Source organism: Pseudothauera rhizosphaerae (assembly GCF_004801305.1).
In the GTDB taxonomy this organism is placed as follows: Bacteria; Pseudomonadota; Gammaproteobacteria; order Burkholderiales; family Rhodocyclaceae; genus Pseudothauera; species Pseudothauera rhizosphaerae.
Window position 1 is genome coordinate 1 of record NZ_SSOD01000007.1, and the last position, 26,998, is coordinate 26,998.

At 69.2% G+C, this 26,998-nt stretch carries 25 protein-coding genes and 1 pseudogene; 16 read left to right on the plus strand and 10 right to left on the minus strand.

Going from position 1 to position 26,998, the window contains the following annotated elements:
* From E6O51_RS10015 to E6O51_RS10060, 10 genes and pseudogenes are all read left to right on the plus strand, one after another.
* A partial coding sequence (locus tag E6O51_RS10015) for an L-glutamate gamma-semialdehyde dehydrogenase (RefSeq protein ID WP_136384859.1) occupies positions 1-1,888 on the plus strand: 1,888 nt, incomplete at its 5' end.
* A 175-nt stretch (positions 1,889-2,063) separates the two neighbouring features.
* A pseudogene (locus E6O51_RS10020) lies at positions 2,064-3,167 on the plus strand (branched-chain amino acid ABC transporter substrate-binding protein); the annotation flags it as partial.
* Between the two features lie 155 nt (positions 3,168-3,322).
* On the plus strand, positions 3,323-4,237 hold the full coding sequence (locus E6O51_RS10025; RefSeq protein WP_136384861.1) for an ABC transporter permease subunit: 915 nt from the start codon (positions 3,323-3,325) through the stop codon (positions 4,235-4,237).
* Positions 4,237-5,535: a high-affinity branched-chain amino acid ABC transporter permease LivM gene (gene livM / locus E6O51_RS10030; RefSeq protein ID WP_136384862.1), complete on the plus strand. Its 1,299-nt coding sequence runs from the start codon at positions 4,237-4,239 to the stop codon at positions 5,533-5,535. The genes E6O51_RS10025 and livM overlap by 1 nt, the downstream gene beginning before the upstream one ends.
* The gene (locus E6O51_RS10035; RefSeq protein ID WP_136384863.1) at positions 5,532-6,356 is read left to right on the plus strand and encodes an ABC transporter ATP-binding protein; all 825 of its coding nucleotides are present in this window, start codon (positions 5,532-5,534) and stop codon (positions 6,354-6,356) included. Before livM ends, E6O51_RS10035 begins: the two co-directional genes overlap by 4 nt.
* On the plus strand, positions 6,356-7,072 hold the full coding sequence (locus E6O51_RS10040) for an ABC transporter ATP-binding protein (RefSeq protein WP_136385070.1): 717 nt from the start codon (positions 6,356-6,358) through the stop codon (positions 7,070-7,072). The genes E6O51_RS10035 and E6O51_RS10040 overlap by 1 nt, the downstream gene beginning before the upstream one ends.
* 154 nt (positions 7,073-7,226) lie before the next feature.
* Positions 7,227-8,237 carry a methionine ABC transporter ATP-binding protein gene (locus tag E6O51_RS10045; protein ID WP_136384864.1) on the plus strand — a complete coding sequence of 337 codons (1,011 nt, stop codon included), beginning with the start codon at positions 7,227-7,229 and terminating at the stop codon, positions 8,235-8,237.
* Entirely contained in the window at positions 8,234-8,899 is a 666-nt protein-coding gene (locus E6O51_RS10050) for a methionine ABC transporter permease (RefSeq protein ID WP_136384865.1), read from the plus strand. Before E6O51_RS10045 ends, E6O51_RS10050 begins: the two co-directional genes overlap by 4 nt.
* Positions 8,900-8,938: 39 nt before the next feature.
* Entirely contained in the window at positions 8,939-9,712 is a 774-nt protein-coding gene (locus tag E6O51_RS10055) for a MetQ/NlpA family ABC transporter substrate-binding protein (RefSeq protein WP_136384866.1), read from the plus strand.
* A gap of 101 nt (positions 9,713-9,813) precedes the next feature.
* Positions 9,814-10,716 carry a DMT family transporter gene (locus E6O51_RS10060; RefSeq protein WP_136384867.1) on the plus strand — a complete coding sequence of 301 codons (903 nt, stop codon included), beginning with the start codon at positions 9,814-9,816 and terminating at the stop codon, positions 10,714-10,716.
* Here E6O51_RS10060 and mnhG read toward each other — a convergent pair.
* Genes mnhG through E6O51_RS10090 form a run of 6 tightly spaced genes read right to left on the minus strand, consistent with a single transcriptional unit; the run spans position 10,713 to position 16,773 of the window.
* Positions 10,713-11,087 carry a monovalent cation/H(+) antiporter subunit G gene (mnhG, locus tag E6O51_RS10065; protein WP_136384868.1) on the minus strand — a complete coding sequence of 125 codons (375 nt, stop codon included), beginning with the start codon at positions 11,085-11,087 and terminating at the stop codon, positions 10,713-10,715. The genes E6O51_RS10060 and mnhG overlap by 4 nt on opposite strands.
* On the minus strand, positions 11,084-11,362 hold the full coding sequence (locus E6O51_RS10070; RefSeq protein WP_136384869.1) for a K+/H+ antiporter subunit F: 279 nt from the start codon (positions 11,360-11,362) through the stop codon (positions 11,084-11,086). The genes mnhG and E6O51_RS10070 overlap by 4 nt, the downstream gene beginning before the upstream one ends.
* Entirely contained in the window at positions 11,359-11,865 is a 507-nt protein-coding gene (locus E6O51_RS10075) for a Na+/H+ antiporter subunit E (protein ID WP_136384870.1), read from the minus strand. The genes E6O51_RS10070 and E6O51_RS10075 overlap by 4 nt, the downstream gene beginning before the upstream one ends.
* Positions 11,862-13,508, minus strand: a complete 1,647-nt coding sequence (locus E6O51_RS10080; protein ID WP_136384871.1) for a monovalent cation/H+ antiporter subunit D — start codon at positions 13,506-13,508, stop codon at positions 11,862-11,864. The genes E6O51_RS10075 and E6O51_RS10080 overlap by 4 nt, the downstream gene beginning before the upstream one ends.
* Positions 13,505-13,849, minus strand: coding sequence for a Na+/H+ antiporter subunit C (locus tag E6O51_RS10085; RefSeq protein ID WP_136384872.1), 345 nt, complete (start codon positions 13,847-13,849; stop codon positions 13,505-13,507). The genes E6O51_RS10080 and E6O51_RS10085 overlap by 4 nt, the downstream gene beginning before the upstream one ends.
* Positions 13,849-16,773 carry a monovalent cation/H+ antiporter subunit A gene (locus tag E6O51_RS10090; RefSeq protein ID WP_136384873.1) on the minus strand — a complete coding sequence of 975 codons (2,925 nt, stop codon included), beginning with the start codon at positions 16,771-16,773 and terminating at the stop codon, positions 13,849-13,851. Before E6O51_RS10090 ends, E6O51_RS10085 begins: the two co-directional genes overlap by 1 nt.
* Positions 16,774-17,020: 247 nt before the next feature.
* On the opposite strand from E6O51_RS10090, the gene yajC reads away from it, so the two are divergent.
* From yajC to secF, 3 genes are all read left to right on the plus strand, one after another.
* Entirely contained in the window at positions 17,021-17,344 is a 324-nt protein-coding gene (gene yajC, locus E6O51_RS10095) for a preprotein translocase subunit YajC (RefSeq protein ID WP_136384874.1), read from the plus strand.
* 81 nt (positions 17,345-17,425) lie between these two features.
* Positions 17,426-19,291 carry a protein translocase subunit SecD gene (gene secD / locus E6O51_RS10100; RefSeq protein WP_136384875.1) on the plus strand — a complete coding sequence of 622 codons (1,866 nt, stop codon included), beginning with the start codon at positions 17,426-17,428 and terminating at the stop codon, positions 19,289-19,291.
* 21 nt (positions 19,292-19,312) lie between these two features.
* Positions 19,313-20,245 carry a protein translocase subunit SecF gene (secF, locus tag E6O51_RS10105; protein ID WP_136384876.1) on the plus strand — a complete coding sequence of 311 codons (933 nt, stop codon included), beginning with the start codon at positions 19,313-19,315 and terminating at the stop codon, positions 20,243-20,245.
* Between the two features lie 70 nt (positions 20,246-20,315).
* On the opposite strand, the gene E6O51_RS10110 is transcribed toward secF, so the two are convergent.
* Together E6O51_RS10110 and purB are read right to left on the minus strand one after the other, a co-directional pair.
* Complete coding sequence (locus tag E6O51_RS10110) at positions 20,316-20,633, minus strand: DUF2322 family protein (RefSeq protein ID WP_136384877.1); 318 nt, start codon at positions 20,631-20,633, stop codon at positions 20,316-20,318.
* Between the two features lie 105 nt (positions 20,634-20,738).
* Positions 20,739-22,106 carry an adenylosuccinate lyase gene (gene purB / locus E6O51_RS10115; protein ID WP_136384878.1) on the minus strand — a complete coding sequence of 456 codons (1,368 nt, stop codon included), beginning with the start codon at positions 22,104-22,106 and terminating at the stop codon, positions 20,739-20,741.
* Between the two features lie 117 nt (positions 22,107-22,223).
* Here purB and apaG point away from each other — a divergent pair, with 117 nt between their 5' ends.
* From apaG to E6O51_RS10130, 3 genes are all read left to right on the plus strand, one after another.
* Entirely contained in the window at positions 22,224-22,607 is a 384-nt protein-coding gene (gene apaG, locus E6O51_RS10120; protein WP_136384879.1) for a Co2+/Mg2+ efflux protein ApaG, read from the plus strand.
* A gap of 168 nt (positions 22,608-22,775) precedes the next feature.
* On the plus strand, positions 22,776-23,294 hold the full coding sequence (locus E6O51_RS10125; RefSeq protein WP_211091382.1) for an FHA domain-containing protein: 519 nt from the start codon (positions 22,776-22,778) through the stop codon (positions 23,292-23,294).
* 11 nt (positions 23,295-23,305) lie between these two features.
* Positions 23,306-25,003 carry a protein kinase domain-containing protein gene (locus E6O51_RS10130; RefSeq protein ID WP_136384880.1) on the plus strand — a complete coding sequence of 566 codons (1,698 nt, stop codon included), beginning with the start codon at positions 23,306-23,308 and terminating at the stop codon, positions 25,001-25,003.
* A gap of 4 nt (positions 25,004-25,007) precedes the next feature.
* On the opposite strand, the gene E6O51_RS10135 is transcribed toward E6O51_RS10130, so the two are convergent.
* Together E6O51_RS10135 and E6O51_RS10140 are read right to left on the minus strand one after the other, a co-directional pair.
* Complete coding sequence (locus tag E6O51_RS10135) at positions 25,008-25,997, minus strand: tetratricopeptide repeat protein (RefSeq protein WP_168735244.1); 990 nt, start codon at positions 25,995-25,997, stop codon at positions 25,008-25,010.
* Positions 25,998-26,011: 14 nt separating this feature from the next.
* Complete coding sequence (locus tag E6O51_RS10140) at positions 26,012-26,839, minus strand: PP2C family protein-serine/threonine phosphatase (RefSeq protein WP_136384882.1); 828 nt, start codon at positions 26,837-26,839, stop codon at positions 26,012-26,014.
* Positions 26,840-26,998 lie beyond the last annotated feature (159 nt).

Here is a 26,998-nt window from a genome sequence, read left to right on the forward strand (position 1 = left end):
CCACGTGGTGGAAGCCGGCAGCGCCGAGGTGGAAGCCGCGCTGGCCGCCGCCACGGCCGGCGCACCCGCCTGGGCCGCCGTGCCGCCGGCCGAGCGCGCCGCAAGCCTGGAACGCGCCGCCGACCTGCTGGAGCGCGACGGCGACCGCCTGCTGGCGCTGGCCGTGCGCGAAGCCGGCAAGACCTGGGCCAACGCGGTGGCCGAACTGCGCGAGGCAGTGGATTTCTGCCGCTACTACGCCGCCCAGGCGCGGGCCTTCGACAACGGCACCCACGTGCCCCTCGGCCCGGTGGTGTGCATCAGCCCGTGGAACTTCCCGCTCGCCATCTTCACCGGCCAGGTGGCCGCGGCCCTGGCCGCCGGCAACCCGGTGCTCGCCAAGCCGGCGGAACAGACCCCGCTCATCGCCGCCGCCGCCGTGCGCCTGCTGCACGAGGCCGGCATCCCCCCCGCCGCGCTGCAACTGCTGCCCGGCCGCGGCGAGACCGTGGGCGCCGCGCTGGTGGCCGACCCCCGCGTGCGCGGCGTGATGTTCACCGGCTCCACCGAGGTCTCCGCGCTCATCAACCGCAGCCTGGCCGCCCGCGGCGGCAACGTGCCGCTGATCGCGGAGACCGGCGGGCAGAACGCCATGATCGTGGATTCCACGGCACTCCCCGAGCAGGTGGTGGCCGACGTGCTCGCCTCCAGCTTCGACTCCGCCGGCCAGCGCTGCTCCGCGCTGCGGGTGCTGTGCGTGCAGGAGGACGTGGCCGACGGCATGGTGGAAATGCTGCAGGGCGCGGCGCGGGAACTCACCGTGGGCGACCCGGCCGACGTGCGCCGGGACGTGGGTCCGGTGATCGATGCCGACGCCCGGGCGGGCCTGGAAGCCCACGTGGCGGCCATGCAGGCCGCGGGCTGCCGCGTCTCCCGCCTGCCGCTGCCGGACGAGTGCGCGAACGGCACCTTCGTCGCCCCCACCCTCATCGAGATCGACGGCTTCGCCCGCCTGGAACGGGAACAGTTCGGCCCCGTGCTGCACGTGCTGCGCTACCGGGAGCGCGACCTGGAAAGCCTGGTGGACGCCATCAACGCCAGCGGCTACGGTCTGACCATGGGCATACACACGCGCATCGACGAGACCATCGCGAGGGTGGTGGACCGCGCCCACGTGGGCAACCTGTACGTGAACCGCAACATGATCGGCGCGGTGGTGGGCGTGCAGCCCTTCGGCGGCGAAGGCCTGTCCGGCACCGGCCCCAAGGCCGGCGGTCCGCTCTACCTGCACCGCCTGCTCGCCCGCACGCCGGGGCCGCGCTTCGAGCGCCCGGCCGGCGACGAACAGCCGGCGCTGACCCTGTTCGCCGACTGGCTGGAGCGGGAGGGCCGGGCGCTCCTCGAAGGGGACGACATCGCCGTGCTGCGGGACCGCCTGGACGCCTACCGGGCGCGGCGCATCGACGGCCTGCGCCTCACCCTGCCCGGCCCCACCGGCGAGGACGACAGCATCGCCTTCGTGCCCCGCGGCCTCGTCGCCGGCGTGGCCAGCGGCAGTGCGGCGCGCCTGCACCAGGTGCTGGCCGCGCTCGCCACCGGCAACCGCCTGCTGATGGACGACAACGACATCACCCGCAAGCTCGTTTCCGCCCTGCCCACGCCCCTGGCCGCCCGCGTGGAACGCTCGGCGAACTGGGAACAGGCCGGATTCGGCGCCCTGCTCTTCGACGGCCCGGACGCCGAGGCCGACGCCTGGCGGGTGCGCCTGGCCGCCCGTCCCGGCCCCATCGTCGGCCTGCTGCGCCCCGAGCCGGAATACGACCCCGCCCGCCTGGTGCATGAGCGCACCCTGAGCGTGAACACCGCCGCCGCCGGCGGCAATGCCAGCCTGATGGCGATGGGGGCCTGATGGAGGGGAAGAACCGCTGAAAACCCCGCCTGCGGAGAGACGCCCCGCTCCGCAGGCGGCCCGTTGTTAGGGGCATCACGAATGGCAAGAAGAAGAAAACTGCTTATCGTAGCCGGGCACGAACGCCACGCCGTGGCGTGCGGACTGCCCTGAAGCTTCCACCACTGTCGAAAGGAGAGGATTCATGAAGAAAACCCTGCTCGCCACCGCCTGCCTGGCGCTCGGCGCCTATTCCCAGACCAGCCTGGCCGATTTGTCGGTGGCCATCGCCGGCCCCATGACCGGCCAGTACGCCTCGGTCGGCGACCAGATCCGGCGCGGCGCCGAATTGGCCATCGCCGACATCAACGCGCGCGGCGGCGTGCTGGGCGAGAAGCTGAAGCTGGAAGTGGGCGACGACGCCTGCGATCCCAAGCAGGCCGTGTCCGTGGCCAACACCATGGTGAACAAGAACATCGTGTTCATGCACGGCCACTGGTGTTCCAGCTCCACCATCCCCGCCTCCGAGGTGTACAACGAGGCCGACATCCCCATGGCCACCGTGTCCACCAACCCGCAGGTGACCGAGCGCGGCCTGAACAACATCTTCCGCATCATGGGCCGCGACGACCAGCAGGGCCTGGTCGCCGGCGGCTACATCGCCGACCACTTCAAGGGCAAGAAGGTGGCCGTGGTGGACGACAAGAGCGCCTACGGCAAGGGCCTGGCGGACGAGATGGCCAAGGCCGTCGAAGCCAAGGGCGTGAAGCCCACCCTGCGCGAATCCATCACCGCCGGCGAGAAGGACTACTCGGGCCTGGTCACCAAGCTCAAGCAGGCGGGCGTGGAAGTGATGGCCTACGGCGGCTACCACACCGAGGTCGCGCTGATCCTGCGCCAGGCCCAGGCCGCCGGCCTCAAGCTCACGGTGATGAGCGGCGACACCATGACCAACTCGGAACTGGTCACCGCCGCCGGCCCCGCCGCGGACAACGTGCTGTTCACCTTCTCGCCGGACCCGCGCAAGAACCCGGACGCCGCCCCGGTGGTGGAGAAGTTCCGCGCCGCCAAGGTGGAGCCGGAAGGCTACGTGCTCTACGCCTACGCCGCCCTGCAGCTCTTCGAACAGGCCGCCAACGGCGCCAGGAGCACCAAGTACGCGGACCTGGAGAAGGCCCTGCGCAACGGCAGCTTCAAGACCGTGATCGGCGACCTGTCCTTCGACGCCAAGGGCGACCAGAAGGCGCCGGGCTTCGTGGTCTATCGCTGGCAGGGCGGCCAGTACGACTACGCCCGGTAGGAGCGGCCTTGGCCGCGATGCGTTTGTTCCGCATACCGGACGCCGCATCGCGGGCAAGCCCGCTCCCACACCCCACACCATAACGACCTTCCCTCTGCGCACGGCCGCCCGCCATGAACGGGCGGCCGTCGTGCGCGCCACAGCAGGAGACGAGCGTGGCCTACGCACTGCAACAACTCATCAACGGCCTGACGCTGGGTGCCATGTACGGCCTCATCGCGATCGGCTACACGATGGTGTACGGCATCATCGGCATGATCAACTTCGCCCACGGCGACATCTTCATGGTGAGCGCGTTCATCGCGGTCACCGCCTTCACGCTGCTCGCGGCCGCGGACGTCACCTCCATACCGCTGGCGCTGACCTTCGTGCTCATCGTGGCGCTCTTCTTCACCTCGGCCTACGGCTGGGCGGTGGAGCGCACCGCCTACCGCCCGCTGCGCGGTTCCACCCGGCTGGCCCCGCTGATCTCGGCCATCGGCATGTCCATCTTCCTGCAGAACGCGGTGCAGCTCACCCAGGGCGCGCGCGTGAAGCCCATCCCGCCGGTCATCGAAGGCGGCGTGCAACTGTGGAGCACGCCGGCCTTCACGGTGCAGATCGGCTGGAGCCAGTTGCTGATCATCGTCACCACCGTGGTGCTGATGATCGCCTTCACCTGGATGATCACCCAGACCCCCTTCGGCCGGCAGCAGCGCGCCTGCGAGCAGGACCGCACCATGGCGGCCCTGCTGGGGGTGAACGTGGACCGCACCATCTCCCTCACCTTCATGCTGGGCGCGGCCCTGGCCGCGGTGGCCGGGGTGATGGTCACGGTGTACTACGGCGTGGTGGATTTCTTCATCGGCTTCCTGGCCGGCATCAAGGCCTTCACCGCCGCGGTGCTGGGGGGCATCGGCTCACTGCCGGGCGCCATGCTGGGGGGCCTGCTGATCGGCCTCATCGAATCCTTCTGGGCCGCCTACCTGTGGGCGGAATACAAGGACGTGGCCACCTTCGGCATCCTGTGCCTGGTGCTGATGCTGCGCCCCTCGGGCCTGCTGGGCCGGCCTGAAGTGGAGAAGGTCTGATGAGCACCGTCGTCTTCGCCGCCCATGGCATGACCCCGGCCGAGCGCCTGCGCGACGCGGGCTGGATCGCCTTCGTCGCCTTCATCCTCGGCGTTCCGCTGATCGGCCTCACCACCGTGGACGTGGGCGGCCGGCTGGCGGTGAACACCCGCTTCGGCCTGCTCGCTGCCGCGGTCGCCGTGGCCTTCGGCGGCCGCCTCGCCCTGCGCTGGGCCTTCGACCGCCTGGCCGCGCGCAAGGCCAGCCGCCAGCGCGCCGGCAGCGCAATCAGCCGCACCCAGACCATCGCCAACGTGCTGGGCTGGATCGCGCTGGGCGCCGCCGTGGCGCTGCCCATCGCCTTCTCCGACAACCGCTACGTGGTGGATACCGCCACCACGGTGCTGATCTACGTGATGCTGGGCTGGGGCCTCAACGTGGTGGTGGGCCTCGCGGGCCTGCTCGACCTGGGCTACGTGGCCTTCTACGCGGTGGGCGCCTACGCCTACGCGCTGCTGTCCACGCAATACGGCTGGAGCTTCTGGGAGGCGCTGCCGGTCGCGGGCGCCATCGCGGCCGGCTTCGGCATCCTGCTCGGCTACCCCATCCTGCGCCTGCGCGGGGATTACCTGGCCATCGTCACGCTGGGCTTCGGCGAGATCATCCGCGTCATCCTGGTGAACTGGACCGAGTTCTCCGGCGGCCCCAACGGCATCGGCTCCATTCCCCGGCCCAGCTTCTTCGGCCTGGCGTTCACCCGCAGCGCGCCGGAAGGCGGGCACAGCTTCGCCAGCTTCTTCGGCCTGGAATTCTCCGCCATGCACCGGCTGATCTTCCTCTACTACCTGATCCTGGTGCTGGCCCTGCTCACCCATGCCTTCGTCTCGCGCCTGCGCAAGCTGCCGGTGGGGCGCGCCTGGGAGGCCCTGCGGGAGGACGAGATCGCCTGCAAGGCGATGGGCATGAACACCACCCACATCAAGCTCTCGGCCTTCGCCATCGGCGCCATGCTGGGCGGCTTCGCCGGGGTGTTCTTCGCCGCGCGCCAGGGCTTCGTCTCACCGGAAAGCTTCGTGTTCACGGAGTCGGCCATCATCCTCGCCATCGTCGTGCTGGGCGGCATGGGCTCGCAGATGGGCGTGGTGCTGGCGGCCACGCTGCTGGTGTTGATCCCCGAGTTCGGGCGCAACTTCGCCGAATACCGCATGCTGCTGTTCGGCCTGGCCATGGTGCTGATCATGGTGTGGCGGCCGGGCGGCCTGCTGGCCCACCGGGAACCCACGTTGCGTCTTGCCAAGGCGGCGGGAGGTGAGCAATGAGCACCTTGCTGTCCGTCCGCAACCTGAGCATGCGCTTCGGCGGCCTCACCGCCATCGACGACCTGTCGCTGGAAGTACCCGCCGGCAGCATCACCGGCATCATCGGCCCCAACGGCGCCGGCAAGACCACGCTGTTCAACTGCCTGACCGGCTTCTACAAGCCCACTTTCGGCAGCCTGGTGCTGGCCCACCCCACCCGCGGCGACCTGCGCCTGGAGGCCCTGCCCAGCCACCGCGTGGCGCGGGACGCCCAGGTGGTGCGCACCTTCCAGAACATCCGCCTGTTCCCCAAGATGACGGTGCTGGAGAACCTCATCGTCGCCCAGCACAACGTGCTGCAGCGCGCATCGAAGTTCTCCGTCGCCGGCCTGCTCGCCCTGCCCGGCTACCGCAAGGCCGAGCGCGACGCGGTCGAGCGCGCCGCCACCTGGCTGGAGCGCCTGCAGCTCACGCAATACGCGGACCACGCCGCGGGCGCCCTGCCCTACGGCATCCAGCGCCGCATCGAGATCGCCCGCGCCCTGTGCGTGGACCCGGTGCTGCTGTGCCTGGACGAACCGGCCGCCGGCCTCAACCCGCGCGAATCCGCCGAACTCAACGCACTGCTCACCTACCTGTGCGGCGAACTCGGCATCGCCATCCTGCTGATCGAACACGACATGAGCGTGGTGATGAACGTCTCCGACCATATCTGCGTGATCAACTACGGCCGCAAGATCGCCGAAGGCACGCCCGCCGCGGTGCAGAACGATCCGCACGTGATCAAGGCCTACCTGGGCGAGGACGAGGAAGCCGGCGTCATGGAGGAGAGCACGTCATGATGCTGACCATGGAAGGCGTGCACGCCCACTACGGCCACATCCACGCCCTGCGCGGCATCGACGTGTCGGTGCAGGTGGGCGAGATCGTCACCCTGATCGGCGCCAACGGGGCCGGCAAGTCCACGCTGATGATGAGCCTGTTCGGCAACCCAAGGGCCAGCGCCGGGCGCATCGTGTTCGACGGCGAGGACATCACCCGGCTCACCACCCACGAGATCGCCCGCCGCGGCATCGCCCTGGTGCCCGAAGGCCGGCGCATCTTCCCGCGCATGACGGTGCTGGAGAACCTGCAGATGGGCGCGGCCCAGGCCGATCCGGCCAACTACGAGGCGGACATCGCCCGCGTGTATGCCATGTTCCCCATCCTGCAGGAACGCCAGAACCAGCGCGCCGGCACGCTCTCCGGCGGCGAGCAGCAGATGCTCGCCATCGGCCGCGCGCTGATGAGCCGGCCCAAGCTGCTGCTGCTGGACGAACCCTCCCTGGGCCTGGCACCCATCTACATCCGCAAGATCTTCCAGATCGTCCGGGAACTAAACCGGGACCACGGCATGACCATTCTGCTGGTGGAGCAGAACGCCAACCAGGCGCTGCGGGTGGCGCACCGGGGCTACGTGCTGCAGCACGGCGAGATCACCCTGGCGGGCAGCGGCGCGGAACTACTGGCGAGCCCGGAGGTGCGCGCGGCCTACCTGGAAGGCGGCGCGCACGGCTGAGCCCCGCTCCGGCGCGGGGCGCACCGCCGCCCCGCGTCAGCGCGCAGACTGATATCCATATGCATAGATCGTTCTTGCGCCCGCTACCCGCCCGGGTAGACTCGGCGCTTCGTCAACCCGGCGCACGCCGGGTGGCACCGGCAGGAAGCTCGGCGTGATCGAACTGAAACAGGTTGGCAAGACTTACCGGCTGGACGGGCGCGACATTCCCGCGGTGCGGCCCACCGACCTGTTCGTCGAACAGGGGGAGGTGTTCGGCCTGATCGGCCATTCCGGCGCCGGCAAGAGCACCCTGCTGCGACTCATCAACCGGCTGGAAGAACCTTCCGACGGGCGCATCGTGGTGGACGGCGAGGACGTCACCGCGCTGGACCCCGCCGGCCTGCGCGCCTTCCGCCAGCGCGTGGGGATGATCTTCCAGCACTTCAACCTGCTCTCGTCCAAGACCGTGGCGGAGAACATCGGCCTGCCCCTCAAGTTCGCCGGCGGCCGCAGCAAGGCGCAGATCGCCGAGCGGGTCGATGCCCTGCTGGCGCGGGTGGGGCTGGAGGCGCACGCGCGCAAGTATCCGGCGCAACTGTCCGGCGGCCAGAAGCAGCGCGTCGGCATCGCCCGCGCGCTGGCCACCGAGCCCCGGATCCTGCTCTGCGACGAGGCCACCAGCGCCCTCGATCCGCAGACCACCACCCAGGTGCTGCAACTGCTGTCCGACATCAACCGCGAACTGGGGCTCACCATCGTGCTGATCACCCACGAGATGGACGTGATCCGCCGCGTGTGCGACCGCGTGGCGGTGATGGACGCCGGCGCCATCGTCGAGCAGGGCACGGTCGGGGACGTCTTCCTCCACCCCCGGCATCCCACCACGCGCCGCTTCGTGCTCGAAGCGGAGCAGGTGGACGAACACGAGCAACTGCAGGATTTCGCCCACGTGGGCGGCCGCATCCTGCGCCTGACCTTCCGCGGCGACGCCACCTACGCCCCGCTGCTGGGCACGGTGGCGCGCGAGACCGGGGTGGACTACAGCATCCTCGCCGGGCGCATCGACCACATCAAGGACACCCCCTACGGCCAGCTCACCATCGCCCTGATCGGCGGCGACGTGGAGGCCGCCCAGCGCCGCCTGGGCGAGGCCGACGTGCATCTGGAGGTGCTGCGGCCATGAACGCCCTGTTCGCCAACCTCGATCCGGTGGAAATCTGGCAGGCCACGCTGGACACCCTGCTGATGCTGGGCGGCTCCCTGCTGTTCACCGTGCTGTTCGGCCTGCCCCTGGGCGTGCTGCTGTTCCTCACCGGGCCGCGCCAGATGTTCGAGCGGCGCGGCCTGTACGGCCTGCTGTCGGTCGTCGTCAACGCCCTGCGCTCGCTGCCCTTCATCATCCTGCTGATCGTCATGATCCCGGTCACGGTGCTGATCACCGGCACCTCCCTGGGCGTGGCCGGCGCCATTCCACCGCTGGTGGCCGGCGCCACGCCCTTCTTCGCGCGCCTGGTGGAGACCGCGCTGCGGGAGGTGGACCGGGGCATCATCGAGGCCAGCCAGGCCATGGGTGCCACCACCCGCGAGATCGTCCTCGACGCCCTGCTGCCCGAGGCGCGCCCCGGCATCATCGCCGCCATCACCATCACCGCCATCGCCCTGGTGTCCTACACCGCCATGGCCGGCGTGGTGGGCGCCGGCGGGCTGGGCGACCTCGCCATCCGCTTCGGCTACCAGCGCTTCCAGACCGACGTGATGATCGTCACCGTGGTCCTGCTGCTGGTCATCGTGCAGATCCTGCAGTCCATCGGCGACCGGCTGGTGGTGCATTTTTCCCGCAAGTAGTCCCGCTCCCTTGCAACACACTCCACGAGAGGAAAAACCATGAAGAAACTGCTGACCGCCCTGGCCGCCATTGCCGGCTTCTCCGTCCACGCCGCCGACACCCTGAGCGTGGCCGCCACCGCCGTGCCCCACGCCGAAATCCTGGAGTTCGTCAAACCGGCCCTGGCGAAGGAAGGCGTCACCCTCAACGTCAAGGTGTTCACCGACTACGTGCAGCCCAACGTGCAGGTGGCGGAGAAGCGCCTGGACGCCAACTTCTTCCAGCACCAGCCCTACCTGGACGAATTCAACAAGAGCAAGGGCACGAAGCTGGTCAGCGTGGCCGGCGTGCACGTGGAACCCTTCGGCGCCTACTCGCGCAAGATCGGCAACATCGCCGACCTGCCCCAGGGCGCCAGCGTGGTGATCCCCAACGACGCCACCAACGGCGGCCGCGCGCTGCTGCTGCTGGAGAAGGCGGGCGTGATCAAGCTCAAGGACTCCACCAACATCCTCGCCACCCAGAAGGACATCGCCGCCAACCCAAAGGGCATCAAGATCCGCGAACTGGAAGCGGCCACCCTGCCGCGCGTGCTCGACCAGGTGGACCTGGCGCTGATCAACACCAACTACGCGCTGGAAGCCAGGCTCAATCCGAGCAAGGACGCCCTGGCCATCGAAGGCAGCGAGTCGCCCTACGTGAACACGCTGGTGACGCGCGAGGACAACAGGAACAGCCCCGCCGTGCAGAAGCTGGTCAAGGCGCTGCAGACCCCGGAGGTGAAGCAGTTCATCCTCGACAAGTACCAGGGCGCCGTGGTGCCGGCGTTCTGATCCGCTGACCGTTCCCGGACGCGCCGCCGGACGCGTCCATCCTCGATGCGCACGGGCCGTCCCGTCACGGGGCGGCCCGTGCCGTTCCCGCGTAGAAGCAGATGCCCACCCCCACCACTCCCCCCGCCCGCTGGCTGCCCTTCGTCGTTCTCGGCCTGGGCCTCACCGCCATTTCCTTCGGCGCCATCTTCGCCCGCCTGGCCCAGGCCGAAGGCGTGGACTCGCTCGTGGTCGCCACCTGGCGGCTGGGGATCGCCGCCCTGGCCGTCACCCCCATCGCCCTGCTGCAGTCGCGCCGGGACCTGGCCGCCCTGTCCGGCCGGCAGGTGCTGATGGCGCTGGCCGCCGGGCTCTTCCTCGCCGCCCACTTCGCCACCTGGATCAGCTCCCTGGAATACACCTCGGTGGCCTCCAGCACCGCGCTGGTCACCACCAACCCGCTGTGGATCGGGCTGGCCTCCTTCCTGCTCTTCCGCGAGACGCCCACGCGCATGATGCTGGGCGGCATCGCGCTCTCCTTCGGCGGCAGCCTGCTGATCTTCTGGAGCGACAGCCAGAACGCCGGCGCGGGCGCCGACCCGCTCTTCGGCAACCTGCTGGCGCTGATCGGTTCCTGGTGTTTTTCCGCCTACCTGCTGATCGGCCGCCGCCTGCGTGCCGGGCTGGGGCTGGCGGCCTACATCTGGCTGGCCTACGGCGTGGCGGCGCTGTTCCTGGTGAGCGCCAGCGGTATCTCGGGCAGTGCCCTCACCGGCCACAGCGTGGTGGCCTGGGCCGTGCTCGCCGGCATGGCGCTGGGCCCGCAACTGCTGGGCCACACCGCCTACAACTGGTCGCTGCGCCACGTCTCGGCCACCTTCGTCGCCGTGGTCACGCTGGGCGAACCGGTGGGCAGCGCGGCGATGGCCTGGGTGTTCTTCGGCGAAGGCTTCGCGCCGCTGCAACTGGCCGGCTTCGTGCTGCTGCTGGGCGGCATCTACCTCGCCGCGCGGGGCGAGCGTTAATCCTCGGACGGGAGGTGGTACACGTCGCCGGACATGGCGCCGGTATCGCGCTTGCCGGCGCGCAGGTCGCGGTACACCGCGGCGCGCATGATCAGCATCGCCACCACCGGCGCGGTCATCAGGATGAACACCGAGATGATCAGTTCGTGGATCACCGGACGCGACTGGAGCACGCTGAAGTAGATCATCGAGGCGATCAGCAGGCAGCCGGCGCCCAGGGTCACGGTGATGGCCGGGCCGTGGATGCGCTGGTAGAAGGTGGGCAGGCGCATCAGGCCCAGCGCGCCGATCAGCACGATGGCGCCGCCCAGCACCAGCAGCGCCACCACCGGCACGGCGGCCCACAGGGGCAGTTCGGCCGCGGCGTTCATTCGATGATCTCCCCGCGCAGCAGGAACTTGGCCAGCGCGATGGAGGACACGAAACCGGTCAGCGCGATCAGCATCGCCGCCTCGAAATAGACCTGGCTGCCGAAGCGCAGGCCCAGCACCACGGCCAGCAGCATGGCGCACATCCACAGGGTGTCCAGCGCCAGCACGCGGTCCTGGGCGGTGGGGCCGCGCACCAGGCGCACGGCGCAGAACACCATGGACAGGATCACGCACACCAGCACGAAGCCGATCGCCAGTTCCAGCACCGTCGTCACGGGCGCTCTCCTTGCTCGAAGATTTCGATGATGGGTTTCTCGTAGCGGGTCTTGATGGTGTCTATCCACCACTGCTCGTCGTGCAGGTCGAATACGTGCAGCGCGAGCTCGTGGCCGTCGGGCAGGATCTCCACCCACACCGTGCCCGGCGTGGAATTGATCAGGCAGGACAGCAGCGCGAGGCCGTGCGGATCGTGCAGGTCCAGCGGCACGCGGATGAACTGCGAGTTCAGCCCCTCGGGGTTGGCGAACAGGATGATGCGGCTGACGTTGAAGCACGAGCGCACGATCTCCACCAGCGCCATCCACAGCAGCCGGCACAGCACCCAGGGCCGCGCCAGGCGCAGCAGGGGATGAGGCTGCAGCCGCCGGGTCAGCAACGGAATCCCCCATGCCAGCCCGGCGCCGAGCAGCAAATGGGCCGGCTCCGTGCTCTGGTTGAGCAGCAGCCACGCGAGCCACAGCACCAGCGAGGACAGGGGCGACGGCAGCCAGCGCTTCATTGCCCCACCTCCGGCACGTTCGCCGCCCGGCCACCCGCCACGCCCGGCACCACCGGCGCCGACAGCACGCTGTCGATGTACTGCCCGGGCCGGTGCAGGTCGGCGCTGGTGCGCTCCAGGTAGCCGAACACCGGCCCGGCCGCCACCGTCAGCCCTACGCACAGCAGCAGCAGCAGGCCGACCGGCAGCACCTCGGTGGGCTGCAGGCGCGGCGGCATGACCGCTCCGGCGGCCCAGAAGGTGCGCACGCCGAAGCGCATCAGCGCGATGATCGCGGCCAACCCGGAAAACAGGATGAGCCCCATCAGCGCCCAGGAGTAGGGGGTGACCGCCGCGTCGGGGCCCCAGTTCAGCAGCGCATGGAAGAGGCCGAACTTGGCCACGAAGCCGGACAGGGGCGGTAGGCCGGCGATGATCAGCGCGCAGCCGGCGAAGGCCAGGCCGAGGAAGGCCAGCGCGCCGGGGATGCCCACACCGACGGGCTCATCGGGTTTTTCCTCGATGGCGAAGGCTTCCATGGTCACCGCCAGCAGCGCGGCGCCCGGCGAGCGGATGCGCTCGATGAGTTCGATCAGCAGCATGAAGGCGGCCATGGCCATGGTCGAGCCGAGCAGGTAGTAGAGCCCCGCGGTGACCAGCGCCGGCTGGCCGTAGCCGACCACCGCCAGCAGGGTGCCGGAGGACACGATGGCGCCGTAGCCGGCCAGCCGCCCGGGCACCTCGCTCGCCAGCAGGCCGGCGGCGCCGAACAGGATGGTGGCCATGCCGCCCCACAGCAGCGCCTCGTAGCCGAAACCGGCGGCGGCCCCCGCCTCGTCCGAGAACAGCAGCAGCCACAGGCGCAGGATGGCGTAGGCGCCCACCTTGGTCATCAGCACCAGCATCGCGGCCACCGGCGGCGAGGCGGCGGCATAGGTGGTGGGCAGCCAGAAGCCCAGCGGCCACATGGCGCTCTTGACCAGGAAGGCGATCGCCAGCACCGCCACGCCCACCTCCAGCAGCACCACGTCGGTGCCCGTCAGCGCGGGCACGCGCACCGCCAGGTCGGCCATGTTGAGCGTGCCGGTGCTGGCGTAGATCAGCGCCGTGCCGATCAGGAAGAACAGCGAGGCGGCCAGGTTGACGGCGATGTACTGCAGCCCGGCGCGGATGCGCGTGGTGTTGTAGCCGTGCAGCAGCAGGCCGTAGGAGGCCGCCAGCATGACCTCGAAGAAGACGAACAGGTTGAACAGGTCGTGGGTCAGAAAGGCGCCGTTGACGCCCATCAGCAGGAACTGGAACAGGGAATGGAAATGCACGCCGACGCGGCTCCAGCGCTGCGCCGAATACACCAGCGCGGCCAGCGCCAGCACCGCGGCGAGCAGCAGCATCAGCGCGGCCAGGCGGTCGGCCACCAGCGCGATGCCGAAGGGCGCGGCCCAGTTGGCGGCCAGATAGACGCCGATGCCGGTGGGCCACTGCTCGCCGTCGGCCATCCCCATCAGCACCAGTGCGGTGGCGAGCAGGCCCAGCACGGAGGCGAAGTTCACGCCGTACTTGAGACGGTGGTGGCTCTCGTTGAGGGGCAGCAGCAGCGCGCCGCACAGCAGCGGCAGCAGCACCGGCACGAGGATCAGGTGCTGCATCCAGGAAGGAAGGCTCATTCGTCGCCCTCCTCGCCGTCCACGTGGTCGGTGCCGGTCAGCCCGCGCGAACCGATCATGACCACGAGATAGAGCGCGGTGGTGGCGAAGCCGATGACGATGGCGGTCAGCACCAGCGCCTGGGGCAGCGGATCGGCGTAGGCCGACGGATCGGGCGGGCCGTCGCCCAGCGTGAGCGGCGGCGCATCCACCCACAGCCGCCCCATGATGAAGATGAACAGGTTGACGGCGTAGGACATCAGCAGCAGCCCGGTGATGAGCTGGAAGGTGCGCGGGCGCAGCACCAGCCACAGGCCGGAGCCGAACAGCACGCCGATGGCCACCGCGATGACGATCTCCATCAGGCGGCCTCCTGCCTTGCGGCCGCGCGCGTCTCGGCCGGACTGCCGGCGGGCAGGCGGTGGCTGCGGATGGACTGGTGGGCCAGCGCGACCAGGATCAGCATCGTGGAACCGACCACCACCATGAATACCCCGAGGTCGAACATGAAGGCGCTGGGCACGTGCACCTCGCCCACCAGCGGCAGGTTCAGGTGGGCGGTATGGCTGGTGAGGAAGGGATAGCCCAGCAGCCAGGCGCCCAGGCCGGTCAGGCAGGCCACCACCAGCCCCCACGCCATCCAGCGCTGCGGGCGCAGGTGCAGACGGGATTCCACCCAGGTGGTGCCAGCGAGCATGTACTGGGCGATGACCCCCACCGCGAAGATCAGCCCGGCGACGAAGCCGCCGCCCGGCAGGTTGTGGCCGCGCATGAAGAAGTAGGCCGCGGCCAGCGCCATGAAGGGCAGCAGCGCGCGCACATACACGCCGGGCACCAGCAGGTAGCCGTGCTCGGCCTGCTCGGCGGGGGTCTGCGTGGAGGCCGGATCGATCTTGCTCTCCTGCTGGGCGGGCAGCGCGACGCTTTCCGGCGCCGGACGGAAGCGGCGCAGCAGCGCGTAGACGGTGAGCGCGACGATGGTCAGCACAGTGATCTCGCCCATGGTGTCGAAGCCGCGGAAATCCACCAGCAGCACGTTGACCGCGTTGGTGCCGCCGCCCTCGGAGAGGGCGCGCAGCAGGAAGAAGTCGCCGATGCTGGGCGGCTGCGGGCGCATCAGCACCACGTAGCTCAGCACCGCCATCGCCAGCCCGCCGGCCACCGCCACGGTGAAGTCCCGCGAGCGCCGCAGCCAGACGCTGTGCGGGATGCGGATGTTCAGTTCGCGCGGCACGATGCGCGGCGGCAGCCAGCGCAGGCCGAGCAGGATCAGCACCGTGGTGACCGTCTCCACCATCAACTGGGTCAGCGCCAGGTCCGGCGCCGACAGCCACAGGAAGGTCATGCTGGTGACGATGCCAGTGCCGCCGACCAGGATCAGCGCCGCCAGGCGGTGGTACTTGGCCTGCCAGGCGGCGGCCAGCGCGCAGCCGCAGCCGATGACCCACATCAGCGCGAACAGCGGATCGGCGCCGGCGAGCACGGCCGGATCGAAGCGCGGGCGCGGCAGCGGCTGCACCAGCAGCGCCGGCACCACCAGCAGGGCCAGCATCAGCAGCAGCAGTTGCGGCTGCAGGCGCCTGGTGCCGAGCCATTTCACCAGCCAGGCCGCGCCCGCGGACAGGCGCAGCATGGTGGTCTCGTAGGCCTGCGCGCCGCTGAAGCGGTGCAGCACCGGCACGCGCTCGCGCGCCGCGAGGCCGTAGTAGCGCCGCAGCAGCAGGTAGAACAGCACGCCGCCCACCAGTGCGGCCAGGCTCATCATCAGCGGCAGATTGAAGCCGTGCCACATGGCCAGGTTGTAGTCCGGCGTGCGTTCGCCCAGCACCGACACCACCGCGTTCTCCAGCACCGGCCCGACGCTCACCCCGGGCGCCACGCCGACCACCAGGCACAGCAGCACCAGGCACTCCACCGGAAAGCGCATCCAGCGCGGCGGCTCGTGGGGCACCCGCGGCAGGTCGTCCGGCAGCGTGCCGAAGAACACGCTGATGAAACGCAGCGAATAGGCCACGCTGAAGACGCCCATGGCCACCGCGGCCCACGACAGCCACCAGCTCTCGGCGCCGCCCACCAGCAGCGTCTCGGCGAAGAACATTTCCTTGGACAGGAAGCCGTTGAGCAGCGGCACCCCGGCCATCGCGCCGCTGGCCACGATGGCCAGCGTGGCGGTGATCGGCAGCGCGCCGTGCAGGCCGCGCAGCACGCGCATGTCGCGGGTGCCGGTTTCGTGGTCGATGATGCCCGCGGCCATGAACAGGGAGGCTTTGAAGGTGGCGTGGTTCATGGTGTGGAAGATCGCCGCCACCATCGCCAGCGGCGTGCCGATGCCGAGCAGCAGGGTGATCAGGCCCAGGTGGCTGATCGTCGAGTAGGCCAGCAGCCCCTTCAGGTCGTGCTGGAAGATGGCCGTGAAGGCGCCGATCAGCAGCGTGCACACCCCCGCCCCGCCCACGATCCAGGTCCATTCGGGGGTGCCGGACAGGGTCGGCCACAGGCGCATCAGCAGGAACACGCCGGCCTTCACCATGGTGGCCGAATGCAGGTAGGACGACACCGGCGTGGGGGCGGCCATGGCATGCGGCAGCCAGAAATGGAAGGGGAACTGCGCGCTCTTGGTGAGCGCGCCCAGGGCGATCAGCACCAGGGCCGGCACGTACCACTCGTGGGCCTGGACCGCCTGGCCCACGGACAGCACCACGTCCAGTTCGTAGCTGCCGGCGATGTGGCCCAGGATCAGCACGCCCGCGAGCAGGCACAGACCGCCCGCGGCGGTGACCGTGAACGCCATGCGCGCGCCGCGGCGGGCGTCGATGCGGTGATGCCAGTAGCCGATGAGCAGGAAGGAGGTGATGCTGGTGAGCTCCCAGAACACCACGAGCTGGATCAGGTTGCCCGACAGCACCACGCCCAGCATGGAGCCCATGAAGGCGAGCAGGAAGGAGAAGAAGCGCGGCACCGGGTCTTCCGGCGACATGTAGTAGCGCGCATACACCACCACCAGCAGGCCGATGCCCAGCACCAGCAGCGCGAACACCCAGGCCAGCCCGTCCATGCGCAGGGAGAAGCTCACGCCCTGCAGCGGCATCCATTCGCGGCGGTAGTGCAGCACCTCTCCGCCGCCCGGCTGGTACAGATACACCACCACCAGCAGGCCGATCAGCGCCACCAGGCCGGCCAGCCACGCCTCCCGGTTGCGGGCGTTGGACGGCATGCAGGCGGCGACGACGCTGCCGATGAAGGGCAGCACCACCAGAAGCAGCAGGAGATGCTCGGATGTGGGCATGGAAGGGGCTTTGAACGAAGCGGGAACTACAGCATGGATCGTGCCATATTTGAACTACGGATAACACCCGGACATCGGGCCTGTCGACATGATTTCCCGCCCGATGCTACCCGAACATCATCCGAATGCCCTCTTCCGGCGCGTCGGACTCCCCCGCCGCCGCCCGGGTTCCCCCGGGCAAAAAATCCCTCGCCCCGCCCCCTACCCCTTATAATCGGCCGTTTCACGTCAACCTCTGGAGTAAAACGTGCTGATTTCCAACGCATACGCCCAGGCCGCCGACGCTGCGCAAGGGGGCGGCCTGCTCGGCCTGATGCCGCTGATCCTGATGTTCGTGGTGTTGTGGTTCCTGATGATCCGCCCGCAGATGAAGCGCGCCAAGGAACACAAGGCCATGGTCGAAGCGCTGGCCAAGGGTGACGAGGTGGTGACCGGCGGCGGCATCGCCGGACGCGTCGCCGAAGTGGGCGACAGCTTCGTGCAGATCGAGATCGCCGCCAACACCGTGGTCGCCGTGCAGAAGCAGGCCGTCGCCACGGTGCTGCCCAAGGGCACGCTGAAGACGCTCTGAGCAGCGTTCCCCGGCCGGCCACCCAAGGCCGGCCGTACCCGCCGGCGTAGGCCGGCCCCCCGCCTTCCTGACTCTCCGGCCATGAATCGCTATCCCCTCTGGAAGAACCTCCTGATCGGTCTGATCCTGTTGTGGGGGGTGCTCTACACCCTGCCCAACTTCTACGGCGAAGTGCCCGCGGTGCAGGTCTCCAGCGCCAAGGCCACGCTGAAAGTCGACCCCGCGGCCCTCGGCGGGCAGGTCGAAGAGGCGCTGCGCTCCGCCGGCATCGGCCATACCGGCTTCTTCTCCGACGCCAACAGCCTGCGCTTCCGCTTCGCCGGCACCGAGGATCAGATCCGCGCCCGCGACGTCATCGAGAACACCCTCAACCCGGACCCGCAGAATCCGTCCTACATCGTCGCGCTGAACCTGCTCTCGGCCTCGCCCAACTGGCTGACCGCCATCCGCGCGCTGCCCATGTACCTGGGCCTGGACCTGCGCGGCGGGGTGCATTTCCTGCTGCAGGTGGACATGCCGGGCGCGCTCACCAAGCGCCTGGACTCCACCGCCGGCGACCTGCGCACGCTGATGCGCGACCGCAGCGTGCGCCATGCGGGCATCACCCGCGAGGGCAACACCGTGGTGCTGCGCTTCCGCGACGCCGAGCAGCGCGAGACCGGGCGCCGCGCGATCCAGAACACCACCGCCGACCTGCAGCTCACCGACCGCGACGACGGCGCCGACGACCTGAAGCTGGTCGCCACCCTCACCGCGCAGGCGCAGCAGACCATGCGCGACTTCGCCATCAAGCAGAACATCACCACGCTGCACAACCGCATCAACGAACTCGGCGTGGCCGAACCGGTGATCCAGCAGCAGGGCGCGGACCGCATCGTCGTGCAACTGCCCGGCGTGCAGGACGTGGCCAAGGCCAAGGACATCCTGGGCCGCACCGCGACGCTGGAAGTGCGCATGGTGGACGACACCCCGGGCGCGCTGGAAGCGGCGCTGGCCGGCAACGTGCCCTTCGGCACCGAGCTCTACACCGAGCGCGGCGGCCCCCCGCTGCTGGTCAAGCGCCAGGTGGTGCTGACCGGCGACCGCCTCACCGACGCCCAGCCCGGCTTCGACGGCCAGACCAACGAACCGGCCGTGCATCTGACCCTGGACGCCGCCGGCGCGCGCATCTTCCGCGACGTCACGCGGGAGAACGTGGGCAAGCGCATGGCCATCCTGCTGATCGAGAAGGGCAAGGGCGAGGTCGTCACCGCGCCGGTGATCCGCACCGAGATCGGCGGCGGCCGGGTGCAGATTTCCGGCCGCATGACCACCACCGAGGCCAACGACGTGGCCCTGCTGCTGCGCGCCGGGTCGCTCGCCGCGCCCATGGAGATCATCGAGGAGCGCACCGTCGGCCCCAGCCTGGGCGCCGACAACATCGCCAAGGGCTTCCACTCCACGCTGTGGGGTTTCGTCGCCATCGCGGCGTTCATGTGCATCTACTACGCCCTGTTCGGCATCGTGTCCTCCATCGCGCTGGCCGCCAACCTGCTGCTGCTGGTGGGGCTGCTGTCGCTGCTGCAGGCCACGCTGACCCTGCCCGGCATCGCCGCCATGGCGCTGACGCTGGGCATGGCGATCGACGCCAACGTGCTGATCAACGAGCGCATCCGCGAGGAACTGCGCAACGGCGCGAGCCCGCAGGCGGCCATCGCCGCCGGCTACGAGCGCGCCTGGGGCACCATCCTGGACTCCAACGTGACCAGCCTGATCGCGGGCATCGCGCTGCTCGTGTTCGGCTCCGGGCCGGTGCGCGGCTTCGCGGTGGTGCACTGCCTGGGCATCCTGACCTCGATGTTCAGCGCCATCCTCGTCTCGCGCATGCTGATCAACTTCATCTACGGCCGCCGGCGCAAGATCGAAAGCGTTTCCATCGGCCAGATCTGGAAGCCGGACAACCAGTAAGCGCGGCAAGGAACAGCGATCATGGAATTTTTCCGCATCAGGAAAGACATCCCCTTCATGCGCCACGCGATGGTGTTCAACATCATCTCGCTGGCGACCTTCATCCTCGCCGTGTTCTTCCTCGCCACGCGCGGCCTGCACCTGTCGGTGGAGTTCACCGGCGGCACGCTGATCGAAGTGAGCTACAGTGAGCCGGCCGAGCTCGAACCGATCCGCCAGGCACTGGCGGCCGACGGCTACACCGACATGCTGGTGCAGAACTTCGGCAGCGCACGGGACGTGCTGATCCGCCTGCCCAACCGCGACAACGTGGACAGCAAGAGCATCGCCGACAACGTCGTGGCCACGCTGGGCCGGCTCGGCACCTCGGCTCCGGAGCTGCGCCGCGTCGAGTTCGTCGGCCCGCAGGTGGGCAAGGAACTCGCCAGCGACGGCGCCATGGCCCTGCTGCTGGTGATCTTCGGCATCGTCATCTACCTGGCCCTGCGCTTCGAATGGCGCCTGGGGGTGGCGACCATCATCGCCAACCTGCACGACGTGGTCATCATCCTGGGCTTCTTCGCCCTCTTCCAGTGGGAATTCTCCCTGGCCGTCCTGGCGGCCACCCTGGCGGTGCTGGGCTACTCGGTGAACGAATCCGTGGTGGTCTTCGACCGGGTGCGCGAAACCTTCCGCAAGAAGCGCGGCCTCAGCACCCTGCAGGTCGTGGACCACGCCATCACCAGCACCATCTCCCGCACCATCATCACCCACGGCAGTACGCAGATGATGGTGCTGTCCATGCTGGTCTTCGGCGGCGAGACGCTGTTCTACTTCGCGCTCGCGCTCACCATCGGCATCTGCTTCGGCATCTACTCCTCGGTGCTGGTGGCGAGCCCGCTGGCGGTGTGGCTGGGCATGTCGCGGGAGCAGTTCGTCAAGCCGAAGAAGGAAAAGCAGGAGGCGGTGGTGTAAGGCCGCCGCACCCGAAAACGAAAGAGGGCGCCCGCGGGCGCCCTCTTCTTTTCTGCGATGCCGGTGCCGCTCAGACGGCGAACACCTGCTTCACCTTCAGCGTCTCGCCCCGCTCCGCGAGGCCGATCAGACGGTCGATGTTGGGGTGCTTGCCGGGGTTCCCGCGCGCGTCCTCGGTGTGCTCCGCGTACAGTTCCAGGCCCTTCTTCGCCGCTTCGGGGGAGATGGCGCCGTAGAGCTGGGCGAGGTGGTTGTACACCGCCAGCGAGCCAGCCTGGCCGGGCTTGTTTTCGATGGTGGCGACCACCGTATCGCCGGTGCCGATCAGGTTCAACGCGGCCAGATGGGAGACGCCCGGCAGGGTCTTGAGGTTGTCGGCAAAAGCCATCGTTCTTCTTCCTCGATGTAGCGAACCGCCCCTGTAGGAGCGGCCTTGGCCGCGATGCGGCGGTTCTCTGTACCAATGAGGCCGGCATCGCGGCCAAGGCCGCTCCTACACGCGGCGCGCCAGTTCGGCGGCCTTGCCCACGTAGCTCGCCGGTGTCATGGCCAGCAGGCGCTCGCGCTCGGACTGCGGGATCGCCAGCGCAGCGATGAATCCGTGCAGCGCCTCGCGGGTGATGCCCTTGCCGCGCGTCATCGCCTTCAGTTGCTCGTAGGGGTTCTCCAGCCCGTAGCGGCGCATCACCGTCTGCACCGGCTCGGCCAGTACCTCCCAGCATTCGGCCAGGTCCGCCGCCAGGCGCGCCGGCTCGGCTTCCAGCTTGTTCAACCCGCGCAGGGCGGAGTCGAGCGCCAGCACGGTGTGGCCGAAGCCCACGCCCATGTTGCGCAGCACGGTGGAATCCGAGAGGTCGCGCTGCATGCGCGACACCGGCAGCTTCTCGGAGAAGTGGCGGAACACCGCGTTGGCCACGCCCAGGTTGCCTTCCGCGTTCTCGAAGTCGATGGGATTGACCTTGTGGGGCATGGTGGACGAACCCACCTCGCCTTCCTTGAGCTTCTGCTTGAAGTAGCCCAGGGAGATGTACATCCAGATGTCGCGGCAGGCGTCGATGAGGATGGTGTTGGCGCGCGCCGCGGCGTCGAACAGCTCGGCCATGGCGTCGTGGGGTTCGATCTGGATGGTGTAGGGATTGAACTCCAGCCCCAGGGACTCGATGAAGCGGCGGTTGAAGCCCTCCCAGTCGAATTCCGGCCAGGCGGACAGGTGGGCGTTGTAGTTGCCCACCGCGCCGTTGAACTTGGCGGTGAGGGACACCCCCGCGATCTGTGCGCGGGCACGCAGCAGGCGGGCGGCGATGTTGGCCATCTCCTTGCCCAGCGTGGTCGGGCTGGCGGGCTGGCCGTGGGTGCGCGACAGCATGGGCAGCTCGGCCAGGCCGTGGGCCAGGGTGCGGAAGCGCGCGATCACGGCGTCCAGCGCCGGCAGCAGTACCTCGTCCCGCCCGCCACGCAGCATCAGCGCGTGGGAAGTGTTGTTGATGTCCTCCGACGTACACGCGAAATGGATGAATTCCGACACTTTCATCACTTCCGCGTTGTGGCCCAGGCGCTTCTTGAGCCAGTACTCCATGGCCTTCACGTCGTGGTTGGTGGTGGCCTCGATGGCCTTCACGGCCTCGCCGTCGGCCGGCGAGAAGGCGGCCACCACGGCATCCAGTTCGGCCACGGTGGCGGCGGAGAAGGGGGCGATCTCGGCCAGCGCCGGCTCGGCCGCGAGCGCCTTCAGCCATTCGACCTCCACGCGCACGCGGTTGCGGATCAGGCCGTGCTCGGAGAAGTGGTCGCGCAGGCCGGCCACCTTGGCGTGGTAGCGGCCGTCGAGCGGGGAGAGCGCGGTAAGGGCGAAAGCGGACATGGCGGGTCTTCCGGACAAAGAGTGCTATTTTACCGTTCACCCGGCACGCGACAGCAGCAGATCGGGTGCAGAACTTGCATCGCCCACGTGTTCCAACCCCCGAGAGCAGGCCGCAACGTGAGCAATTCCGAGAAATACCGTATCCAGGTGGAGGCCGTCGCCGAATACGTCGCGGAACAATCCGATCCCGACGACGACCGCTACGTGTTCGCCTACCGCATCACCGTCACCAATACCGGCACCGTCTCCGCGCAACTGATCAGCCGGCACTGGGTCATCACCGACGGCACCGGCAAGCAGCAGGAGGTGCGCGGCCTCGGTGTGATCGGCGAACAGCCCGTGCTCGCCCCGGGCGAGAAGTTCGACTACACCAGCGGTTCGAGCATCGCCACCGCGGTGGGCACCATGCACGGCAGCTACCAGATGGTGGCCGAGGACGGCCACAAGTTCGAGGCCGAGATTCCGCCCTTCATGCTGGCGATGCCGCGCGTGCTGCACTGATCCCGGCCGGTGCCCGGCACCCGTGTCGCCCGATACGCCTAAAGACATAGATCTGGATCAAGTTTTTTGCCTTGCATCTGGCATCGACCGTTGTCGCGCGACGCCCGAACGGGCATACTCCGCCCTTGATACGAAGTACAAAGTCGCAACGCAACGGGATACGTAATCGTGGTCAATCAACGCAGCGACGCCAGGGGCGAATGGACCGGCCCGCAGGGCACCATCCTTTTCCGGCCGGACGAACTCGCCGAAGTGATCGCTTCGCCGTCGGCCGACAGTGAAGGCGACGTCGAACGCGCCGCCCTGGTCGGCATCACGCCGCCCTTCGAGGACCAGCGCTTCGTTCTCAAGCGCGGCAAGACGCTGATCGGCCGCCGCGAGGACAACGACATCATCCTGCCGGACGACAGCGTGTCCTCCCAGCACGCCTGGATCCTGCACGAGGACGGGAGCTACCGCGTCATCAACATGCTGTCGACCAACGGCACCTTCGTCAATGACGAGCGGATTCACGACCATACGCTGAGCGAGGGCGACCGCATCCGCCTGGGCCGCGCCGAGTTCGTCTTCCACGGCGGGCTGCCGCCGGTCCGCCCCAAGGCCGTGCAGACCGGCGTGCCGGGCTGGGTGTGGGGCGCGGCGGCCCTGGTGCTCGCCCTCGCCGCGGCCGCCCTGCTCGCCTTCTGAGCCCGGCGCCCATGTCCGTCACGCTCGGGCGCTACATCCTGCGCGGAGAGCTCGGCAGCGGGGCGACCTCCATCATCCACCGCGGCTACGATCCGCGCATCCGGCGCATCCTCGCCATCAAGACGCTGCGCCCGGAATACGCCGAGCGCGAGGAATACCGCTACCGCTTCCTGTCCGAGGCGCGCGCCGCGGGCACCCTCACCCACCCCGGCATCGTCACCATCTTCGACGTGGGCGTGGTCAACGGCGTGCCCTTCATCACCATGGAGCTGCTGGAAGGGCCGACGCTGGCGTCCTTCGTCGAACGCCACGGGCGCCTGCCCCTGCGCATGATCCTGCGCATCGTCACGCAGATCGCCGACGCGCTCGACTACGCCCACCGCCAGGGCGTGGTGCACCAGGACATCAAGCCGGAAAACATCGTCGTCACCAGCGAGAGCGGCAACGTCAAGGTGATGGATTTCGGCATCGCCCGTCTGCGCCACAAGGCCGAACGCGACAACGCCACCGACGGCGTGGCCGGCACGCCGCACTACATGTCCCCGGAACAGATCCGCGGCGGCGCCGTGGACGGACGCACCGACCTCTACGCCCTCGGGGTGCTGCTCTACTGGCTGCTGGCCGGACACACGCCGTTTCGCACCAACAACGTGCCCGACCTGCTGCGCAAGGTGCTCAAGGAGCCGCTGCCGCCGCTCAAGCCGTTGGACCCGGCCACGCCGGAAGCCCTGCTGGACTTGGTGCGCACGCTGCTGGCCAAGGACCCCGCCGAACGCTACCAGACCGCGGCCGAACTGATCGAGGACCTGCGCCGCATCGACGACGCGCTGGCCGAGCGCGAAACCGCCTGGCACGGCCGCCGCATCATCCCCATCCGCGTACGCTGGACCGCGCTGATGGGCATGCTGGTGGCGGTCACCGTGGCCCTCGGCATGGCCGTGGTGTACTACAAGCAGAACCAGGCCATGACCCGCGTCGCCTTCGACTTCGGGCTCACCCTCACCCGCACGCTGGCCACGGAAAGTGCCGAGGACCTGCTGCTCGACGACCGCATCGCCATCCAGGCGCTGGTGGACGAGATGGTGCTCAACCGGGAGATCGTCTACATCGCCGTCAGCGACCGCAGCGGCCGCATCGTGGCGAGCACCGATGAGGCCCTGCTCGGCGCCGACGGCGGCGACCTGCCCACCGGACGCCACCTGCTCAGCCGCGACGACCAGGCGGTTTACGAAGTGGCCGACGCCGAGGGCCACTCCTATTTCCTGTTCGACACCCCGGTGCAGTACCAGGCCCACGAGCTCGGCCACCTGCGCGTGGGACTGGCCACCAACGCCGTACAGGCGGCCAATCGCACCACGCTGGCGGCGATGGTCGCGGTCATGCTGGTCATCCTGGTGACGGTCTTCATCGGTGCCTACATGCTGTCGCGGCGGCTCGCCGTGCCGCTGGAGATCCTGCGCCGGGCGCTGGGCCACATCGCCCAGGGGCGTTTCGGCAGCCGCATCCGCATGCGCCGCAACGACGAATTCGAACGCCTGTTCGCGGCCTACAACAGCATGGCGGATTCACTGGAAGCGCGCATGTTCGTGGCCCACTCCGCCCGGCGCAACGCCGCGGTGCCCAGCGGCAAGCCCGCGGAGCCCGCCACGCGCATGGTCGAAACCGAGACGCGCCTCGCGCGCAAGGCGGGCCCCGCCACCAGGCGCTGAAAGATCAGGATGCGTCCAGCTCGTTCAGGCGCCGCTTGATCTCCAGCGCGCGCGTGCGATAGCCCCGTGCCGGCTCGAACGTGGGGTCGAGGGCGAGCGCCTTGTCCCACAGCGCAATCGCCTCGTCCAGACGCTGGTTGCGGTAATGCACCACCGCCGCTTCGTGATAGCCCGCCACGAGCTTGCGCCCGATCTCCTGGTGATGCTGCTGCGCCGGCTCCAGACCGGGCGAAAGCGCCAGCGCCAGGCCGAAGGCCCGGTGCGCGGCTTCCAGATGCCCGGCGCGCATCAGCTTGATCCCCTGTTCCTGGTGCTCCCGCGCCGACTCCGCGGTTTCGACGGCTTTGGACGCTTCGGCGGGCCGCGGCTCCCTGGCCGCCGGCCGCTGCGGCGCTGCTGCCTGCTCCGCCTCGTCCCGCTGCGTCGTTTCCTCGGCCCGCGGCTCCTTCTCCCGCTCGGCCTCCAGCCGGGCGGGCGGCGGCACGGGCCGCTGGCGCGGTATCTTCAGCGCCTGCCCCACGTTCAGCCCCTTGGCCGGGGAGATGCCGTTGTAGCGGGCGAGACCGACGAAATACATGGCATCGCCCAGGTGGCGCTTCGCCAGACCGCCCAGCGTCTCGCCGGAGCTGACCACGTGGCGGCGATGCTCCTCGCCGAAAACGGCCACCGGGTCGGAGTCGAGCTGGTACAGCAGCTTTCTGGCCACACCGCTGCCCGGCTCGCGTTTCAGGTAGGCCACGAGCGCTTCGCGCGCCTCGCTGTTGCGCCCGCGCTCCAGCATCCTGATGATCGTGGAAAGATTGCGCACCGGCGCCTGGGGTTTGGCCTTGCTGGCCGGCGCGCTGGGCTCGGGCGCGGCAGCAGGCTTGGCCACCGGCTTGGCTGCCGGCTCCGCCGGGGCCGTCGCTGCCGGACGCAGGAACGGCGGAAGATGGGAGCAGGCACCGAGCGTCAGTGAGAGAGCGAGCAGCAAGTAGCCCGATCGTATGGTCATGGCATGTCTTTCCGTCATCTGAAGGCGTGAAACAGTCCCATCGCCAGCGCCGCGAAAACGGCCGCATACAGCGGCCACAGTTGCCGGTGCGCCATGCGCAGGGGTTCCCCGGCCGGCTGCAGCACGGCCACCGTCGCGTTGTCACCATCCGCGCCGCCGCGTCCGGCGGCGATCTCCACCCAACGCGTACAGGCCGCTGCCGCATCGGCTTCCCGCAGCAGCCCGGCCATCTCGGCGCCGGAAACCCGTTCCCAGAAGCCGTCCGTGCACAGCACGAAGCCGGTCCCGGCGCTCACCTGCATCTGTCCGTGGGTGGTCTGTACGGTCTCGTCCGCGCCGAGCCCGCGCAGCAGCTTGTTCTGCTCGGGGTGTGCGGCAACGGCGTCCGCGTCGATGCGCCCGCAGCGCACCAGTTGCTGCACCACCGTGTGATCCTCGGTGCGGCATACCGGCAGGCCGTCGCGAAAACCATACACCCGGCTGTCGCCCACATGCACCCACCACGCCCGCTCCGGGGTGGCGAGCAGGGCCGCCACCGTGGAGCCGCCCGCCTCGCCGCCATCCTGCGCACCGCGCCGGATCTCGGCGTGCGCCTCCTGGCACAGGGTTTCCAGGAACGCGCCCGGATCGGCCGGAGGATCGGCCCGCCCGCCCCACAGGCGAGCGGCGGTGTCGATCACCACCTGGGCAGCCAGGTCCCCGCCCTGCCGCCCGCCCATGCCGTCGGCCACGACGAGCAGATGAACCGTGCCGTCCGCGCTGACGAAGCAGGCGGCGCGATCCTGCTGCACCGGCCGTCCGCCGATATGGGCTGCGTATCCTGCACGTTTCGACCCCCTCATTCCGCCTCCGCGCCGTCGCCGTCCCGTGGCAGGCCGGCCGCATGCGGCCTCGGGCGGGCCGCGTCATCGCGTCGGATGTTACGGGGTAACGACAGCTTGGGCAAACTGCATAACGGCCGTCCGCGCCGTTGACAGCGGGCCGGGCGGAGTGTGCAATGG